General features: G+C 48.9%; 19 protein-coding genes. 4 read left to right on the forward strand and 15 right to left on the reverse strand.

The genetic code is table 11. The annotated features are described in order from the left end of the window. Position 1: 1 nt before the first annotated feature. The 4 genes from KDX31_08955 to KDX31_08970 all read right to left on the reverse strand — a co-directional run bounded on the left by KDX31_08955 (position 2) and on the right by KDX31_08970 (position 3,179). Positions 2 to 316 (reverse strand): non-heme iron oxygenase ferredoxin subunit, encoded by a 315-nt coding sequence (locus KDX31_08955; GenBank protein ID UTW05105.1) that lies wholly within the window; start codon positions 314 to 316, stop codon positions 2 to 4. Positions 317 to 402: 86 nt separating this feature from the next. Then, positions 403 to 873, reverse strand: a complete 471-nt coding sequence (locus KDX31_08960) for an aromatic-ring-hydroxylating dioxygenase subunit beta (GenBank protein UTW05342.1) — start codon at positions 871 to 873, stop codon at positions 403 to 405. A 2-nt stretch (positions 874 to 875) separates the two neighbouring features. After that, on the reverse strand, positions 876 to 2,132 hold the full coding sequence (locus KDX31_08965; protein ID UTW05106.1) for an aromatic ring-hydroxylating dioxygenase subunit alpha: 1,257 nt from the start codon (positions 2,130 to 2,132) through the stop codon (positions 876 to 878). Between the two features lie 60 nt (positions 2,133 to 2,192). After that, a complete protein-coding gene (locus KDX31_08970; GenBank protein UTW05107.1) occupies positions 2,193 to 3,179 on the reverse strand; it encodes a 2Fe-2S iron-sulfur cluster binding domain-containing protein in 987 nt (328 codons plus the stop codon). A gap of 129 nt (positions 3,180 to 3,308) precedes the next feature. Between KDX31_08970 and KDX31_08975 the strand changes: the two genes are divergently transcribed. Next, complete coding sequence (locus KDX31_08975) at positions 3,309 to 4,214, forward strand: LysR family transcriptional regulator (protein UTW05108.1); 906 nt, start codon at positions 3,309 to 3,311, stop codon at positions 4,212 to 4,214. A 9-nt stretch (positions 4,215 to 4,223) separates the two neighbouring features. Here the strand turns inward: KDX31_08975 and KDX31_08980 are convergent, their stop codons facing one another. The 5 genes from KDX31_08980 to KDX31_09000 all read right to left on the reverse strand — a co-directional run bounded on the left by KDX31_08980 (position 4,224) and on the right by KDX31_09000 (position 9,226). Next, positions 4,224 to 5,138, reverse strand: a complete 915-nt coding sequence (locus tag KDX31_08980; protein UTW05109.1) for a LysR family transcriptional regulator — start codon at positions 5,136 to 5,138, stop codon at positions 4,224 to 4,226. Positions 5,139 to 5,210: 72 nt separating this feature from the next. Then, a complete protein-coding gene (locus KDX31_08985) occupies positions 5,211 to 5,930 on the reverse strand; it encodes an amino acid ABC transporter ATP-binding protein (GenBank protein ID UTW05343.1) in 720 nt (239 codons plus the stop codon). A 19-nt stretch (positions 5,931 to 5,949) separates the two neighbouring features. After that, complete coding sequence (locus tag KDX31_08990; protein UTW05110.1) at positions 5,950 to 6,903, reverse strand: amino acid ABC transporter permease; 954 nt, start codon at positions 6,901 to 6,903, stop codon at positions 5,950 to 5,952. Between the two features lie 136 nt (positions 6,904 to 7,039). Next, the gene (locus KDX31_08995; GenBank protein ID UTW05111.1) at positions 7,040 to 7,846 is read right to left on the reverse strand and encodes a transporter substrate-binding domain-containing protein; all 807 of its coding nucleotides are present in this window, start codon (positions 7,844 to 7,846) and stop codon (positions 7,040 to 7,042) included. 159 nt (positions 7,847 to 8,005) lie between these two features. Further along, positions 8,006 to 9,226: a cystathionine gamma-synthase family protein gene (locus KDX31_09000; GenBank protein UTW05112.1), complete on the reverse strand. Its 1,221-nt coding sequence runs from the start codon at positions 9,224 to 9,226 to the stop codon at positions 8,006 to 8,008. A 238-nt stretch (positions 9,227 to 9,464) separates the two neighbouring features. On the opposite strand from KDX31_09000, the gene KDX31_09005 reads away from it, so the two are divergent. The 3 genes from KDX31_09005 to KDX31_09015 all read left to right on the forward strand — a co-directional run bounded on the left by KDX31_09005 (position 9,465) and on the right by KDX31_09015 (position 11,809). Then, a complete protein-coding gene (locus tag KDX31_09005; protein UTW05113.1) occupies positions 9,465 to 10,373 on the forward strand; it encodes a homocysteine S-methyltransferase family protein in 909 nt (302 codons plus the stop codon). Between the two features lie 211 nt (positions 10,374 to 10,584). Beyond that, positions 10,585 to 11,184, forward strand: coding sequence for a hypothetical protein (locus KDX31_09010; protein UTW05114.1), 600 nt, complete (start codon positions 10,585 to 10,587; stop codon positions 11,182 to 11,184). Between the two features lie 46 nt (positions 11,185 to 11,230). Next, the gene (locus KDX31_09015) at positions 11,231 to 11,809 is read left to right on the forward strand and encodes a hypothetical protein (protein UTW05344.1); all 579 of its coding nucleotides are present in this window, start codon (positions 11,231 to 11,233) and stop codon (positions 11,807 to 11,809) included. Between the two features lie 9 nt (positions 11,810 to 11,818). On the opposite strand, the gene KDX31_09020 is transcribed toward KDX31_09015, so the two are convergent. The 6 genes from KDX31_09020 to sppA all read right to left on the reverse strand — a co-directional run bounded on the left by KDX31_09020 (position 11,819) and on the right by sppA (position 16,490). Continuing rightward, complete coding sequence (locus KDX31_09020) at positions 11,819 to 12,736, reverse strand: cation transporter (GenBank protein UTW05115.1); 918 nt, start codon at positions 12,734 to 12,736, stop codon at positions 11,819 to 11,821. 109 nt (positions 12,737 to 12,845) lie between these two features. Beyond that, positions 12,846 to 13,253 carry a GFA family protein gene (locus KDX31_09025; protein ID UTW05116.1) on the reverse strand — a complete coding sequence of 136 codons (408 nt, stop codon included), beginning with the start codon at positions 13,251 to 13,253 and terminating at the stop codon, positions 12,846 to 12,848. A 41-nt stretch (positions 13,254 to 13,294) separates the two neighbouring features. Then, positions 13,295 to 13,840, reverse strand: coding sequence for a GNAT family N-acetyltransferase (locus KDX31_09030; protein UTW05117.1), 546 nt, complete (start codon positions 13,838 to 13,840; stop codon positions 13,295 to 13,297). Between the two features lie 70 nt (positions 13,841 to 13,910). Further along, entirely contained in the window at positions 13,911 to 14,192 is a 282-nt protein-coding gene (locus tag KDX31_09035; GenBank protein UTW05118.1) for a hypothetical protein, read from the reverse strand. 583 nt (positions 14,193 to 14,775) lie between these two features. Then, a complete protein-coding gene (locus KDX31_09040; protein ID UTW05119.1) occupies positions 14,776 to 15,162 on the reverse strand; it encodes a hypothetical protein in 387 nt (128 codons plus the stop codon). A 422-nt stretch (positions 15,163 to 15,584) separates the two neighbouring features. After that, positions 15,585 to 16,490, reverse strand: a complete 906-nt coding sequence (gene sppA, locus KDX31_09045) for a signal peptide peptidase SppA (protein ID UTW05345.1) — start codon at positions 16,488 to 16,490, stop codon at positions 15,585 to 15,587. Positions 16,491 to 16,594 lie beyond the last annotated feature (104 nt).

Here is a 16,594-nt window from a genome sequence, read left to right on the forward strand (position 1 = left end):
TTCAGTCGAGCAGCAGATAGACCTGATTTTCTTCAACCCGGGCCGGGTATGTTTTGAGATCTTCGGTTAAGGGTTCACACATCGTCTTGCCGCTCTTTATGCAAAATCGCCCCTGATGCAATGGGCATTCGATCTCCCCATCTTCAAGAAAGCCATCACTCAACAGCGCCTGACCATGGGTACAAACGTTATCCGTAGCGAAGATCTCATTTTCATATTTATAAAGTGCGATCTGATGCCCCCCGATGCTGATGCCAATAACATCATCATCAGGAATATCAGTAACACTCACCGCACTCTTCCAGTTATCACTCATCTTTTTTACCTCGATAGATCAGTTTTAAACTGGCTGACTGGTACTTCTCACCCAAAGGCCCGTCAGCCATCATTACGCCAATCGCTTCAGATTGGATAAATCAGTGAATTCAGTATCATGTCGTTATCAAATACACAGATACGCGACTCAATCCTGAGACCGGCGTCAGTCATCTGCAGGCGATCGATATAACACCCAACATTAAACAATTCAGCGATACCGTTGTTTTTAGTGCGATATACAGCGTAATTAGCCTGTGATTCGATGGCAGTGACGGTCTGAGACAAAATCCGTGGTGCTGCAATCACATGGGTCTGCAGATACGGATCATGAAAGATCGTTTCAGTGATGCCGTAAATACGATCCTTCAGCATCCCCTTAGTGGTCAGCGACAGCGCCGCCATCGGCAGATTCCGATCAAAGTTCTCACGGGACTGAATTTTATAAACGCAGTCGTCGGCAAACAGAGCGATCCAGGCCGGCCAATCGGCCTGATCCACTGCTGCGGCATAGTCCTGATAAAACTGGCTAACGGTTAAATACATCTCGGTGTTCATCATTAAATCCCCATCATCTTGCGCCAGTATTTATACATGCCGCGAATCAGTGTTTCCGAGACCATATGATCCGTATCTTCGATTTCGCGACCACCCAGCATTGCGATTGAATGATGTGACGGTTTCTGTTCAAAGCCTTCCTGAGAGAACTCAATCACTTCACCATCGTCTGCTGAGACAAATCCCGCCGGGCCAAACAGGTTCGCCTGACGCAGGCGGCGCTCTGTCAGTTCAGGACTGTCATCTTCATAACCAAAGTGAGTCCAGACGAAATCAAATGAACCATGACCGTTGGGTTGGATATGACGGGTACTGACGCTGTTTACCTGTTGTTGCAGAATGACACTGGGAAACAGCGTCATCATCACCGCCGTTGGTCCGTTCCACCAGGGCTCTACTTCGACATCCAGAAAACTTGGATCATTAAGCTGCATCGAGTCTTTAAAGCTGGAGACGTTAGTCGTCTGAGCATCTTTGCCGCCAGCTCCCCGTGTAGAGATCATCGCTGCGTGACGGAAGTGCTTATCCATCTTTAGTTCAGAACGGTTATCTGCGCGCCAGAGACCAAAAGTGACAAACCAGGTATGTAATAAGCCGGGGTGATAGGGGTCTTTTATATTTTCCATCATCAGCTTCCAGTTACCCGGAATACGCTGCTTGTTATAGCCCAGTAGTGTCAGTTTCCGACCGTTAAACATCCGATCAAAATACTCCAACATCTCCGGACCAACGTAATCTTCAAAAGATTCGACATCATAATCAAAGCTGGCAAAAACAACGCCGCCTCTCCGGGCAACCCGCAGCTTCGTCAGACCATGATCGGCTGGTTTGAAGTCCTTAGGCATTCCGCCTTTAACTTCACCGTCCTGTCTGACCCCACGTCGGAAAGGTACGCCCTGCAAATTACCTTCGGTATCGTAGTTCCACTGATGATAAGGGCAGGTAAAGCTCTTCGCATTACCATGCTTTTCACGACAGAAACGCATGCCTCTGTGAGCACAAACGTTTTCTACGACATAGATATCGTCGTCTTTACCGCGCACCATAATGACTGATCGCTCACCGACAACGGTCCGCTTAAAATCGCCATTTTCCGGAATTTCAACTTCAAGTCCGACATAGCACCAGTGGTTGTTATAGAAGAGTTTATCGAGTTCCTGCTGGTGAATATCATCACGGGTATAGGCTTCGAAAGGGATTCGACTGGTATCATCAAACCCCCAGACTGGTTTAATCGGAATCATGTTTTCCTGATTCATTTTTCTCACCTGTGATTTATTTTTATATTTACTTTCAACTACTTAAATCTCTTTTTTTACCTAAACTCCACTTGGGTAAAATGCATCCGCATAGATATGTTCAATATTGGCCTGACGCAATGTGCAGGCAATAGAAGCAGCTTCAACCATGGCAGGAGCTCCTGCCAGGTAGATACGCCAGTCGCGGAGATCAGGGAACAGTTCCGTGATCGCATCGGTCACCAGGCCCCGAAAGTAACCTTTACTTTCGGTGGTGTGATCCAGTGTCAGTGTGTATTCAAAGTTTTCGTAGCCACTACTCAACTGCTCAAGCAAATCGATTCCATATAGGTCGGCCTGAGTACGTGCGCCAAATAGAAGATGGATAGGGTTAGGCATGCCCGACTCAAGAGCGCCGCGAATAATGGAAAGCACTGGCGCAAGGCCGGTTCCGGTGGCAACACACAACATAGGACCTTCATGAGTAGTACGAAGATAGGAAGCGCCCAGAGGACCGTTGAGTTTAACTGAGCTGCCAACCTTTAAAGTCTCATCAAGCCTGGAGGTCACCCGTCCATCCGGAACCACCCGGATATGAAATTCCAGCTCGTTATCCTTCCGAACTCCGGCCATGGAATAGGAACGGGTACCGTCCTCGCGCCAGAAGGTGAGATTGACGAACTGTCCGGGCGCGTAGTCAAAAGGTTTATTCGTTTTTAAACGTAACCGACGGACATCGAACGATAGTGATTCATAATGGGTCACCGTGGCTTTCAATGTTTTAGTCGGATAGATAATGATCTCATCAGGCTCAGGGATCTCAATAATACAGTCGCTTTCAATATGACTCTGACAGGCCAGAACAAACTGCCCTTGTCTCGCCAGACGACCATCAGCCGCAGAAGGTCCGGTCACCTCTCCTTCCACAACCTTGCAGCGACAGGTACCACAGCGGCCTGACATGCAGCTATAGGAGATTGGCACTTCGTTTGTGATAAAGGCATCAAGCAGTGTGCTATTTGACGAAACAGAGATAGCCTTGTTAATAGGTTTTACTAGAATATCCATCGGCGCCCTGCTCTTTAGTTATTATTTATCGTTAAGCTTTGCTGCTTTACAAACACTATAGGGCGCGATCTAATATTCAGACATACAATATCGTTAATAGATGATATTCATAATAGTGAGATCTCTTTTATGATAAGACTTCAGGATATCGACCTGAATCTGCTGATTGTTTTTCAATTAATGTATCGGGAACGCAAGACCGGCCTGGTGGCAGAGCAACTGGGACTAACCCAGCCAGCTATCAGTAATGCACTAGCCAGACTGCGCGTTGCTCTTGGAGATGAGCTTTTTGAACGCACCGCCCGTGGGATGCGCCCAACCCCTTTTGCAGATAATATTGCGGAATCAATAGGCTATGCGCTAAGCACACTGCAGGACGGCATTAATTATCAGGAACGCTTTGACCCCCTTTCAAGTGACCGATCCTTCTGCGTCAGCATGACCGACCTGGGTGAGATCTATATGCTCCCCACGTTAATGGCTTATCTTTCTGTACATGCACCGAACATCTCAATCAGTACTGTAAGAGACACCGGGCGTTCACTCAAAGAGGATTTAGAGACAGGTAGCGTCGATCTGGCTATCGGCTTAATACCTCAGCTGGAAGCGGGTTTTTATCAACGTCGTTTGTTTGATCAGGACTATGTCTGTCTGATGCGCAAAAATCATCCTATGGCTGAGGGAGAACTGACGCTGGAACGTTTCTCTCAGGCAGAGCAGATCATCATCGATGCTCAGGACACGGGACATGGAAAAGTAGAAAAAATTCTGGTGCGTAGCGGCGTCAATCGGATATCAAGACTCAAACTGCCCCATTTTATCTCCGCTCCATACATCGTTGCTGAAACGGACCTGATTGCCACTGTCACGGAAAAACTGGCACTGCAAACTGCAGACAAGTTGGGGCTGGTAATTCGACCTCATCCGGTTGATATTCCACCGGCACAGATAAACACCTTCTGGCACCGTCGCTTCCATCAGGACACGGGCAACATCTGGTTTCGAAACCTGATCTTCGAGCTATTCTCAGAATAAAAGAAGCAATTATTGGAGATCCGGGATCGGCGTATTGATCGGCCGGATAGCCTCTTCAATTAGCCAGGTAGAAAAAAGTTCGGGGTCGGGGGAAAGGTCAATACCCGAACGACGTACCAGATAGAATGACTCCCCGGCTTCAACCCGCTGGCTCAGAGGGGCGATTAATCGTCCCTCCTGCAACAGATCTTCCACTATCGAAGAGCGGCCCAGCGCGACACCCTGACCCAACTCGGCGATACGTAACGATGCCAACAGGGTATCAAACTGCATCCCCCGGGAGGGATTTACCCGGTCTTCTCCGACCATTGATAGCCAATAGCCCCAGCCCTCTTCATAACCCATGACATGTAACAGGGTATGAGCGGCGAGGTCAGCTGTTGTGGTTATCGGGGAGCGGGCAACTAACGCCGGTGAGCAGACCGGAAACAACTCATCCCAGGTCAGCCTGCTGCTTGTCAGACCGGGCCAGCGGCCATTGCCCCAGCGAATTTCGAGATCATCTTCATCATCAATGTCTTTGACCCAGAGATTACTGATATAACGAATATCAATATGTGGGTGGCGCGCTTTGAAGTCAGCCAGCCGGGGGGCGAGCCAGTGGATGAAAAATGACAAACTACCGCGAATTTTAATGGGTGGATTATCACTCTGACTAAACAGTTCACTGGTACCTGCTGCCAGCCGCGAGATAGCATCCTGCACCACCGGCAGATAGGACTGTCCCTCTTCGGTGAGACTCAGCCCCCGGGGCAGGCGCTTAAACAGCGTTACCCCCAGATGATCTTCCAGCAAACGCATCTGCTGGCTGACAGCACCCTGGGTCAGGCAGAGCTCCTGAGCGGCATGGGTAAAGTTCAAACGTCGGGCAGACGCTTCAAAGGTACAGAGCCAGTTTAACGGAGGTAACGCCTTGTGATTCATTGCCAGATCCTAAATACCTCTGCCCGGATCGTCACTGCTGATCAGAACAGAGCTTTATCAGCTGATAAGCTATCAGAGAACCTGACCCAGAAAGCGCTGCAAGCGTGCATTAGCGGAGTTAAAGAAGCGTTCTGGCTGTTCCTCGAACACCAGCTCTCCCTCTTCCATAAACACCACGCGATCCGCTACCTCCCGGGCAAAGCCCATTTCATGGGTTACTACTACCATGGTCATGCCATCTGCGGCAAGGCTCTTCATGACATCGAGAACCTCACCCACCATTTCCGGATCAAGCGCGCTGGTGGGTTCATCAAACAGCATAATATCCGGCATCATCGCCAACGCCCGGGCGATCGCGACGCGCTGCTGCTGACCACCCGACAGATGAGAAGGATAGTTATCCATGCGATCGGCCAGACCGACCTTATACAGCAGATCCTTACCCTCCTTTTCGGCGAGCGGCTGAGTTTTTTTCTGAACCTTGAGGGGCGACAGCATCACATTACCCAGAGCAGTCTTATGCGGGAACAGATTAAACGACTGAAATACCATGCCGACCTTTTCACGCACCCGGTTGATATTGGTATGCTTACTGGTCAGATCAAAACCATCCACCACAATCGAACCACCGGAAATGGTTTCCAGTTGATTCAGGGTGCGCAGAAAAGTGGACTTACCCGAACCACTCGGGCCAATAATCACCACTACCTCACCTTTCTCCACCTTCAGTGATACTTTTTTAAGCGCATGACAGCCATTGGGATAGATCTTGTCGACATCGGTGGCGATAATTATGTTTTCATTGCTTATATTAGTCACTGGCAGACAACCTCTTTTCCAGCTTTTGAATTGCCCATGACAGTCCTCCTGTCAGCACCAGATATAACAACGCGACAGCAAACCAGACTTCAAATGGAGCGAAAGTTGAACTGACAACTTCACGTCCCGCTTTAGTCAGATCGGTTATAGAGATAACGGACACCAGCGAGGAGTCTTTTATCAGGTTGATAAACTGTCCCGCCATTGGCGGCAGTGTGCGCTTGAATGCCTGAGGCAAAATCACGTAGATCATCGCCTGCACATAGTTCATGCCCAGGCTGCGGGCAGCTTCCATCTGCCCTGGATTAATCGACTGAATACCGGAGCGCACAATCTCAGCAATATAAGCACCGGTAAACACCGCCAGCGCGGCAACCCCAGCAGTAAACCGGTCCAGATCCAGAACGGTACCGATAAAGAAATAGAAAATAAAAATCTGTACCAGCAAAGGTGTGCCACGAATCAACTCGATATACGTGACTGACAGGTAACGCAGTGCAGGGTTGGATGAAATACGTGCCAGCCCTGCAAACAGGCCGATAAGCATTGCAAAGACCAAAGAGACTACAGACAGTTTGAGGGTCATGATCAGCCCCCATGAGAGCGGCCCCAGATTCCAGTGTTCCTGCCGGGCTATGATATCGCCTTCAAATACAGTATCACCTTCACTGACGTTCAGATCATCGAATTTTTCAACAATAAAAGGATCATCACCATAATCCGATTCAACGGTAATGCGTTGGTGCTTCGTATCCGCCTGGGAGACACTGCCATCAAACGGGGCACGAATCTCCAGCGGTTCCATACTGATTAGATACTGGGGAATACGCTCCCACCGCCAGGTATAATCGATGGACTTACTGGACACATAGATGCCAACGCCTAAACCAAGCATAATCAGAATAAAAACCGCTTTCCAAAAAAGCTGGTTAGATTGCGTTTGCATTACAGAGCGATGCCTCATTTATAATTACTAACGATAACGACTAGGTTAGTTGGCAGAATAAAGTGTCGCACCAACATTTTTCGGAGAGTATGCGGGTGACACATCTCTGCGCCCCCGCCGGGTAAAAAGAGCCTGCTTACTGAACGGTTTTAATCCAGGCGTCACTGACAAACCATTTATTGTAGAGTTTGTCGTAGGTACCATCGCCTTTAATCTGAGCCAGGTAGTTATTCAGGAAGTTAAGAAAGTCCGGATCACCTTTACGCACGGCCATGCCCAGCGGTTCATAGGTAAATGATTGATCCAGATGGATCACCTTACCAACATTCTGTGATGAATAGATGGCGTTGTATGGCAGATCATAAATAAAGGCATCTGCATTTCCGTTAATCACTTCCAGCGCAGCCTCTGATTCAGTTTCAAACAGATTCAGCTTGGCTTTACTCATATATTTTTTGGTGGCGTAGTCAGAGGTCGCTCCCAACTTGGTGGTAATGCGGTACTTTTCATCATTCAGGTCTTTATAGCTTTTAACTTTATCCTTCAGCGCAGGGCTGAGCAAAATAGTCTGACCGACTACAATGTAGGGGTCGGTAAAGTTCACTTTCAGGTTACGCTCAGGGTTAATTGTCATACCAGAGATGATAAGGTCACACTTACCGGTCAGTAGCGCAGGAATGATGCCATCCCAGGCGGTGTTACGCAGATCCAGTTTGACATCCATCGCCTTGGCCATAGTTTTAGCGATATCAACATCAAAGCCAACAATGTCACCCTTCTTATTACGCATATCGAACGGCATATAACCCGCTTCCAGACATACCTGCAATTCGCCGCGCTGTAACACTTGATTCAAGGCCGATTGTTCCCACAGGTCCGTGGCAGATGCACTACCGGTCCCTGCCGCGAATATCACTGCGGCCGCCGCTATCATTTTTTTCATTTTCAGATCTCTCATGTTTAACGTATTGATAATTAACTGACTGATCATTGCACTGACGGCGCTTCTAAAAAGCGCGCTATCTTAACGACTTTCCGCCGCTTTCGCACCCGTCGATCAGGATAAAATCTAACCAGACAGAGAATCGATAGTTGGAATATATCAGCCTTGTTGCTGGCGCCTTACTGCGGCAAATGCCTGTTTCAGGTCATTCAGCAGATCATCGGTTTCTTCAATCCCGACGGAGATGCGCACCAGCCCTTCCGATATACCCAGCGCTAACCGCTCCTCCAGTGTATTTTCAACATGGCTGGTGGTTCTTGCCGGCCCATAGATAGTTTCAACGGCTCCCAGGTTACCGGCACAATGCGCATACTGTAGCTGCGGCAGTAACACCTTGACCGTGTCCATGCCACCATGAACAACAAAGCTGACAATGGCACCAAAGCCCGTCATCTGCTCACAGGCAATTGGATGGTTGGGATGTTCTGGTAAACCCGGATAGTTGACCGATGCGACTAACGGTTCGGTGAGCAGAAACTCAGCGATCATCTGTGCACTGGCCTGCTGCTGACGTATTCGCAGCGCCAGGGTTTTGATTCCCCGGATGATCATATAAGCCGCAAACGGGTCCAGTGTTGCACCGTTAATTTCCCGGTAATGCCGCACCTGACTAATGAGCGCCTCCCGGCCGCACACGAGACCGCCCAGCACATCACCGTGTCCGCTGAGAAACTTAGTCGCACTGTGAACCACCAGATCCACGCCCAGCGATAACGGCTGCTGATTCAGCGGTGTAGCGAAGGTATTATCCGCGATCACCAGCGCGCCAACTGATTGTGCAGCTTTCACAAGTCGCTTGATATCAATGATTTTCAGGGTTGGATTAGTGGGTGTTTCAAGATAAAGAACATCACAGCCTCGGACGATCTCCCGCTCGATCGCTTCATGATCCGCGGTCTCACAAAGATAAACGCTTACCCCCATTCGGGGCAGAAATTCTTCAAAGATTTTGTTGGTTCCACCGTAGCTGTCCTTCGTCGAAACCACTCTTTTGCCATTAGATAAAAAGGTATATAGCACGCTACTAATAGCTGCCATGCCACTACTGAACGCAACAGCAGATTGCGCATCCTCAAGGGCACAGAGTTTTGCTTCCAGCGCTTCGACTGTCGGGTTACCCATACGGCTATAGATAAACCCTGACGCATCGCCGAGGGCTACGTTATACCAGTGATCAACATCATCATAACTATGCGCAGCGCTCGCCACTATTGGGACTTGGGTCGCATTATACGGATGGTTAACCTGCTCACCGCCCCACACAGTTTTTGTGCCTGCACCTGCTTTATCAAACTCACTCCCAATGGATCTGTGTTTCATTTATACGACTCATATAATAAATAAAAATGGCACCATGAACGGCGTGCACCAACAGCAGAACCAATATAGCCAAAAGTCAACGCGTCGAGTAGCCATCTTATCCGGGGCTTAGGGTCTGTTTTTTTAATGGCTATTAACTAATTGGCATTATTCAGGGTGAATCTGGCCAATCCTGTTTGAATCCTTTTCCCGTGAGGATAGAATTGCGCCAATTCTGAATTAACTGGATAAAAGTGCTATGAGAAAAGTCACGATACTTGATGGTGGAATGGGCAGAGAGCTTGAGCGTCGGGGCGCACCTTTTAAGCAACCAGAGTGGTCAGCACTGGCAATGATGGAAGCCCCCGACATTGTCAAAGAGGTGCACAAGGCCTACATTGATGCGGGCTCTGAGATCATCACCACCAACAGCTATGCGCTGGTACCTTTTCATATCGGTGAAGACTGTTTTAAAGAACGCGGTGCAGCACTGGCAGAACAGGCGGCAACCGTCGCCCGTGAAGCCATTAATGAAACCGGTAGGGATCATGTGCTGGTTGCCGGATCGGTGGCGCCTCTGTTTGGCTCCTACCGTGCCGATCTGTATCAACCCGAACGGGTCGAAGAGATTGCTGTCCCGCTGATCACAGCGCTTAACCCCCATATTGATCTCTGGCTCAATGAAACCCAAAGCCTGATTGCAGAACCCCTGGCGATCAAAGCACTGGTCGACCGCATCGATACGGATCGCAAACCGTTCTGGGTATCCTTCACGCTTGAAGACGCTGAAACCACCGAGCAGCCACTGCTGCGTTCCGGTGAAACCGTCAGTGCGGCGGTTCAATCGATGGCTGAGGCTGGCGTTGATGCAATCCTGTTTAACTGCAGCCAGCCGGAGATCATTGCCAAAGCGATTGAGGTGACCAAACAGGAACTGGCTCACTATGCCAAAGCAATTAAAATTGGCGCCTATGCAAATGCATTCCCGCCTCAGCCTAAAAATGCCACTGCAAATGACGGCCTTGATGAGCTGCGTGCCGACCTGACACCTGTAACCTATCTGCAATGGGCGCAACAGTGGCAGGCGCTCGGTGCTGAGTTAATTGGCGGCTGCTGCGGTATTGGTCCGGATCATATCCGGGCATTGAGTGAAACACTCACACAATAGCGCGTCGATTCAACGGAAATAATCAGACTTATGCAGGGCCGGTGCTGAAAGGTACCGGCTTTTTTGCTATTTACAGCGGCAGTAACACCCGGACAACCGCATATCTGCGCCGTTAAGTATTAGTATTTAATACTTTTTAGCTTCAGATTCATAACACGCCCGGAATCTCACAGAATCAGCTCCATCGAACTGCATAACACCGGAGCTGAAGATGAAACACACCCACCTTAACCGCCTTGAGCAACAAATGTCTGCCACGCTTCAGGAAGGCGATATTCTGTTTATCTCTATCGACGCTTTTCTCTATAAGCAGGTTGCCAAAGGTACTGGCAGCTGGTGTTCCCATGTAGGTTTTGCCATTAAAGAAGACAATCAATGGCTGGTAGTAGAGAGTAAAGTTCCTTTTGTCAGCAAAACCCCGTTGCGCAAATTTCTCAGCCGAACCTGTAACGGCGAAGTGATGGTGCGCCGCCTGAAGCAGCCGCTATCTCCTTCAGAGATCGGGCAACTGAAGCAGTCTGCAGAAAACTTATCGGCCAGCCTTCCGACCACACTCTACCACCTGGGATTCGATTTCGATTCTAAACGTCAGTTCTGCTCTAAGTTTGTCCACCTGGTTTATCAAGATGCCCTCGGTATTAAGCTGGGTAAAACACAAACCCTGGAACAACTTCTGCAGGAAAACCCACAGGCATCAGTCAGATTCTGGCGCTGCTGGTTCTTAGGCTTTATTCCCTGGAAACGTCAGACACTCACCCCGGCCAGCCAGATCAATGACCCGCAACTGAATACAGTCTTTTGTACTGTTTAAGCAACAGCTCATAAAGCTGTTATCAAAGGATGGGGAAATGAAACAGATGAACACAGTTCAGCTTGAACGTCAGGTCAGCAGCCTGCTGAAGGAAGGAGATCTTATCTTCTCATCAATCGACCTCTTAATATGTCGACAGGTTGCACGAGAAACCGGTAGCTGGTGCTCTCACGTCGGGTTTGTCATTAAAGAAAACAATCAGTGGGTCGTGGTAGAAAGCAAAGTCCCTTTCGTCTGCAAAACTCCCTTAAGAAAATTCCTTCAGCGCACCCGGAACGGGCAGGTTATGGTGCGCCGCCTAAAGCAACCGATAACCACTGAGCAGGTTGAAAAACTTAAACAACTAACCTGCGAGCATATTGGTACGCTTTATCACCCAGGGTTCGACTTCGACTCAGATCGTCTGTTCTGCTCCAAGCTTGTTTATCTGGTATACAAAGACGCGGTCGGGGTTCGGTTAGGCGAAATTCTCACTCTGGAAAATCTGCTAAATCAAAATCCACAGGCTTCGTCAGGCCTATGGCATTGCTGGTATTTTGGTTTTGTACCCTGGCAGCGTCTGACACTCACCCCGGCAAGCCAGATTGTCGATACCCAGCTGAACACTATCTACTCTTCGGTTTAACGGTAATATTCATGGCCCCTTATGCAACTTCCAATTATCCAGCATGCAGTTCTGTAGATCCCGGGACGACTCTATCTGGAGAGTAGAATGCGCAATACCAAAATGATCATGAAGGTACTGCTGCTGATTGCGCAGAAACTGGTTATCCAGCTCAGTATCGTTAACAACCAGATGAACTGTTAGCGCTATTTCAGTAGTACTCAGCGGCCAGACATGCAGATCATGGATACGCTCCACTGACTCCAGACCGATAAAATATTGCCTCAGTTCAGGGATATCGATACTGTCCGGCACCGCATCCAGGGCGTAGTTCAGAGAATCTTTCAGTAACCCCAATGTCCCGATCAGAATGACTACTACGATAACCAGACTGATCACCGGATCGATCCATAACCAGCCTTTAAACAGAATAAACAGACCTGCAACGACTACGCCGAGCGAGACCACTGCATCGGCGGCCATATGCAGGAAGGCGCCCTTGATATTCAGATCGTTCTTCTGGCCGCTGACAAACAGCAGAGCGGTCAGCGTATTGATAACAACACCGATAGCAGCGACAACTATCACCGTCATCCCCTCTACTGGCGCCAGGTCTGAAACACGATTAACCGCTTCCCAGGCGATACCGCCCAGCGCAATCAGTAAAAGTATCGCACTGCCCAGAGAAGCCATGACGGTAGCTTTACGCAAACCATAGGTCCGTTTTTCGGTGGCGGCTTTTTTAGCAAGATAACTTGCCCCCCAGGCAAGCAGCAGACTGAATACATCACTCAGGTTGTGCCCTGCGTCGGCAATCAGTGCAAGCGAGTCAGACAACACACCATAGATCGTTTCAATTACAACAAATATGAGATTAAGGGCGATACCAATCGCAAAGGCGCGGTTGTAATCGCCGACCTGATGGCTATGGTTATGGTTATGACTCATACAATTCCCGAATGTGCCTGACGTATCCCTGAACTATTTTTACCCCTTCCCCCTTACATCTTCAGGTCGTGTTTACTGCCTGATTCAGTCTCTGCCAGTCTGAGACGATTTATGGCTGCTTATCAAACACCTTCACGCCTTCCGGTATGGTGAACCAGTCCTGTTTTTCACTGACCCAGACATGCGCAGCAGGTTTGATAATACTGGTATCGGAAAGATTGGATGGCTTGAGCTTAATTTTGTCAGGCTCAGCAGGATTAAAATGATAGATGCGGTTACCGCAGGTAGGACAAAACTTAGCAGCGCTGGTATTTCCACTATCCGCTAAGCGGCTCCATTCTGCCATTTCACCTTCAAATTCGACATCAGAGGCATTCACCATCGCCGTGATACTGAACGCGCTGGTTGAGAGTTTCTGACACTCTTTACAATGGCAAGCAACCACCATCATGGGCTCTTTTAAAAGCCGATACTTTACCCCACCACACTGGCAGGAACCCTCGATTGGATAGGTCATACTGTTCACCCTGACTGTCTTCTATTAATCTATTTGAATTTTTATAAACCACATACCGCGCGATAAGCTGGCTGTGTCAGTTTGTAATATAGCTGCACAAAGGGCTTATCTTCTACTGCCCGGCCCTCTTTATGCGAATAGGTTGCGCCAAGTTTTTCAACCGCCCTGATCGACCGGAGGTTCTCTGCAGCAACATGAAACCAGACACTATCAGCATAGGTGAAAATATGATTCAGCATCAGCGCTTTCATCTCGGTGTTAACGCCTTTCCCCCAACAGGCCTGCTCCAGAAAAGTGAAACCTATCGCAATTTCGCGCAACTCGGGGTTCCAGTCATAGTAGCGGGATGAACCGATCATCCTGGCAGTATTGTTATCAATAACGGCCAGCGCACCACCACTGCTAATCGCCCCGTTAAAAAAACGCTGCTCAAAAATATCGCGTTCGTAACGAAGCGAGTCCGGATGCATCGCCCAGATGACGGGGTCCGATGCAGCTTCATACAATGCATCAAAATCCTCCGCCAGCAGCGGCCGGAGGGTTATCATGGTTCCTGTCAGCGTTGGCTGCAGATAGATTCCTGTCATATTGATCCATCCTTTTCATAGCCTGCGAGGCCGGCTTGCGGGGTCGTTTCGACGTCGAACTCAGAGCCTGCTATATAACAGCAACAGACTCTGTTTCAGTAACCATGTTTGCCTCCGCCCGTTCAATAATTTTCAACACGGTTGTCTGGATAACCTCATCCTTTCTGACATCAGTTTTAGCAGTAAATGTCTGCTCCTGAGGCTCAGCCCCTTCTTCAGCAATAAACTGAATAGCTACCTGTGTGGCACAGTCAGCGGTCTCCCCGGAATAGCATAGTGCGATCAGCGGATATCCTCGCTCACCCTTCTTCACATGCTTTTCGATACGCTTTCTCGCTTTATCAAGATTCATTAAAAGCCTCTGTGTTAAGCGCATCAAAACTTATTCAGGTGTTTGATGCGTATGATCCTCTGATGCTCAGTTCCGATCCACCCGGAACTGATGCTGCTATATAGTGCAGCTCAACCGTTCAACATGAAACCTATTTGTGCCACGACCATGCGTCAGCTAACAACGCCTTGCCTGAAACCAACAGTAAAGGCAGATATCTGGTTATATAAGCCATCAACCTCAAAAATAATCGGTAAACTTTATCCGGCTCTCCAAAGCCACCAAGCAGCGTCTTCAATCAGCTGAGAAACTTTATTAAACAAAACGATACTGGCATCACACAGGCCACAGTTGGGTAATTTTTTATTATTTACAGGTAAACCTTTTAGCGTATCCCCTTAAGTTAAACAATCTTTCAGCCATTATAAAGCGATGCCAACCACTGTCTGGAGATAAATAGAAAAGAGCATAGAGGACAAAGCCGGAGATCTGATCAGTGCACCGCCTGCCCCTTTTTTCAGGTGCTTATATAGAAAACGCCCCATAGTGACTACAAGGCGCTTGCAATAAATTTCAATCAGATCTGATAAGAAGACATTCAGATTCAGCCACTCACTTTCTCGATCATATGACTGATTACATGGCTGTGCTCACTCTGAGGGCTGAACATCACGATCTCAGCATCGGCAGTGACCTTTACGTTGTGGCCCGGAGGCCAGTAAAACAGGTCATTGGTATTTACCGTCTCCTGTTTGCCGCTGGCATCGGTGGTGGTCAACTCACCTTTTACAACGAAGCCCCAGTGAGGACACTGACACATATTACCATCCAGCCCCTGAAACAGCGGAGTGGTATCGACACCGGCCGAAAGCGTGAAGTATTCTCCACTGATTTTCCCCAGCCCTGTGGCATCACCAAACTCCGTTTGCTGACGAATCACAGCGCCGGGAATCTCCATTTTTACATCAATGTCTTGTTTAGCTATTCGCATGCGGATTTCCTTTTTGCGGTTAAGTAAGTATGGCTACCGGGTCGTCAAGCAGACTGTATTCTGCCTACAACTACCGGGTAGCCTGATTGGCGCATTTTGCTGCCGCAGCGGCTTAGCTGTGGGGATCTGTATGAAACTCATCCATGACAAAGCGCGATTCAGGTGCAGACTCTGTGACAGCCAGCTTAAGCTGCCAGATTCTCTGGTCTGCGAAACGATTAAACTGTTGCTATACAGGCAATAACTACACTGTTTCTGTATTAAAATGAGGAAAGTATCAGTGCTTCAGTAACACTAATCCGTTGGTACTCATCAAACCAGCTTAGGCCATAGATGGGAAGTTGACACTGTTGAACCTGCAAACAGACAATAAAAAAGGCCGCTGCATCTCTGCAACGGCCTTCACTTTCAGTGCCTGATTTTCAGCGCAGCTGTACTGAGTTGTTAAGCCCCATCTGGCTGGCGATGGTTTTACCAAAGGTAACGCCGAGCCGGTCGATCAACTGCTCCAGTGGTGAGCCTTTAGGTGTGTAGTCGACCAGTTTTTCTGCGCCGACAATTTCCCTGGCCACGTAACCGCTGCTGCCGAGACCGTCGATCAGGCCCAGATCCAGCGCCTGTTCGCCGGTCCATACCAGACCGCTGAACAACTGATCGTTTTGTTGCAGGCGGTCGCCACGACCTTTACGCACCTGATCGATAAACTGCTTATGCGTCGTATCCAGCACCGTCTGCCAAAAAGCCCGGTCTTTATCCTTCAGTGGTGAAAACGGATCGAGGAAGGTTTTATTCTCACCCGAGATCAGGTTACGACGTTCAACGCCGACCTTCTCCATCAGATCAACAAATCCAAAGCCCGAAGATACCACGCCAATGGAGCCCACCAAACTGGCTTTATCGGCGTAAATTTCATCCGCAGAGGCTGCAATGTAGTACGCCCCTGATGCGCCAATATCCAGAATCACGGCGTAGACTTTTTTCTCAGGATGCAGCGCCCGCAGACGCTTTACTTCATCGTAGACATAGCCTGACTGAACCGGGCTGCCACCGGGACTGTTAATCCGCAGAATAATCGCCTTGCTCCCCTCATCTTCAAAGGCTCTGCGCAGCGCACCAATAATATGATCGGCACTGGCATCTTCGCCATCGGCAATCACACCTTTTACCTGTACCACTGCCGTATGCTCCCCACCCTCATCCATATCCGGGGTGAAAGTGTCCGCAAACAGATAAATGCCGAGAATCACAAACAGATAACCAAAGGTCAGCAATTTGAAGAAGATCCCCCAGCGACGGGCCGCACGCTGCTCTTTCTGCAGCCCCATCATGGTTTTCTCTATCAATCGCCACTCTTTGGTTTTGCTCTCACTTGGTTTTGCAGCTTCAGTTTCCTTGCTGTCTTCAGCTTCCCAGGGATTTGAGCCCACGCGGT

The sequence above is a fragment of the Amphritea atlantica genome (genome assembly GCA_024397875.1).
Classification (GTDB): Bacteria; Pseudomonadota; Gammaproteobacteria; order Pseudomonadales; family Balneatricaceae; genus Amphritea; species Amphritea atlantica_B.

Excerpts from the sequence above, each read along its gene's own strand:
- KDX31_08955 (UTW05105.1), bottom strand. The coding sequence starts at position 316 with ATGAGTGATAACTGGAAGAGTGCGGTGAGTGTTACTGATATTCCTGAT.
- KDX31_08960 (UTW05342.1), bottom strand. The coding sequence starts at position 873 with ATGAACACCGAGATGTATTTAACCGTTAGCCAGTTTTATCAGGACTAT.
- KDX31_08965 (UTW05106.1), bottom strand. The coding sequence starts at position 2,132 with ATGAATCAGGAAAACATGATTCCGATTAAACCAGTCTGGGGGTTTGAT.
- KDX31_08970 (UTW05107.1), bottom strand. The coding sequence starts at position 3,179 with ATGGATATTCTAGTAAAACCTATTAACAAGGCTATCTCTGTTTCGTCA.
- KDX31_08975 (UTW05108.1), top strand. The coding sequence starts at position 3,309 with ATGATAAGACTTCAGGATATCGACCTGAATCTGCTGATTGTTTTTCAA.
- KDX31_08980 (UTW05109.1), bottom strand. The coding sequence starts at position 5,138 with ATGAATCACAAGGCGTTACCTCCGTTAAACTGGCTCTGTACCTTTGAA.
- KDX31_08990 (UTW05110.1), bottom strand. The coding sequence starts at position 6,903 with ATGCAAACGCAATCTAACCAGCTTTTTTGGAAAGCGGTTTTTATTCTG.
- KDX31_08995 (UTW05111.1), bottom strand. The coding sequence starts at position 7,846 with ATGAAAAAAATGATAGCGGCGGCCGCAGTGATATTCGCGGCAGGGACC.
- KDX31_09000 (UTW05112.1), bottom strand. The coding sequence starts at position 9,226 with ATGAAACACAGATCCATTGGGAGTGAGTTTGATAAAGCAGGTGCAGGC.
- KDX31_09005 (UTW05113.1), top strand. The coding sequence starts at position 9,465 with ATGAGAAAAGTCACGATACTTGATGGTGGAATGGGCAGAGAGCTTGAG.
- KDX31_09010 (UTW05114.1), top strand. The coding sequence starts at position 10,585 with ATGAAACACACCCACCTTAACCGCCTTGAGCAACAAATGTCTGCCACG.
- KDX31_09015 (UTW05344.1), top strand. The coding sequence starts at position 11,231 with ATGAACACAGTTCAGCTTGAACGTCAGGTCAGCAGCCTGCTGAAGGAA.
- KDX31_09020 (UTW05115.1), bottom strand. The coding sequence starts at position 12,736 with ATGAGTCATAACCATAACCATAGCCATCAGGTCGGCGATTACAACCGC.
- KDX31_09025 (UTW05116.1), bottom strand. The coding sequence starts at position 13,253 with ATGACCTATCCAATCGAGGGTTCCTGCCAGTGTGGTGGGGTAAAGTAT.
- KDX31_09030 (UTW05117.1), bottom strand. The coding sequence starts at position 13,840 with ATGACAGGAATCTATCTGCAGCCAACGCTGACAGGAACCATGATAACC.
- KDX31_09035 (UTW05118.1), bottom strand. The coding sequence starts at position 14,192 with ATGAATCTTGATAAAGCGAGAAAGCGTATCGAAAAGCATGTGAAGAAG.
- KDX31_09040 (UTW05119.1), bottom strand. The coding sequence starts at position 15,162 with ATGCGAATAGCTAAACAAGACATTGATGTAAAAATGGAGATTCCCGGC.
- sppA (UTW05345.1), bottom strand. The coding sequence starts at position 16,490 with ATGATGGGGCTGCAGAAAGAGCAGCGTGCGGCCCGTCGCTGGGGGATC.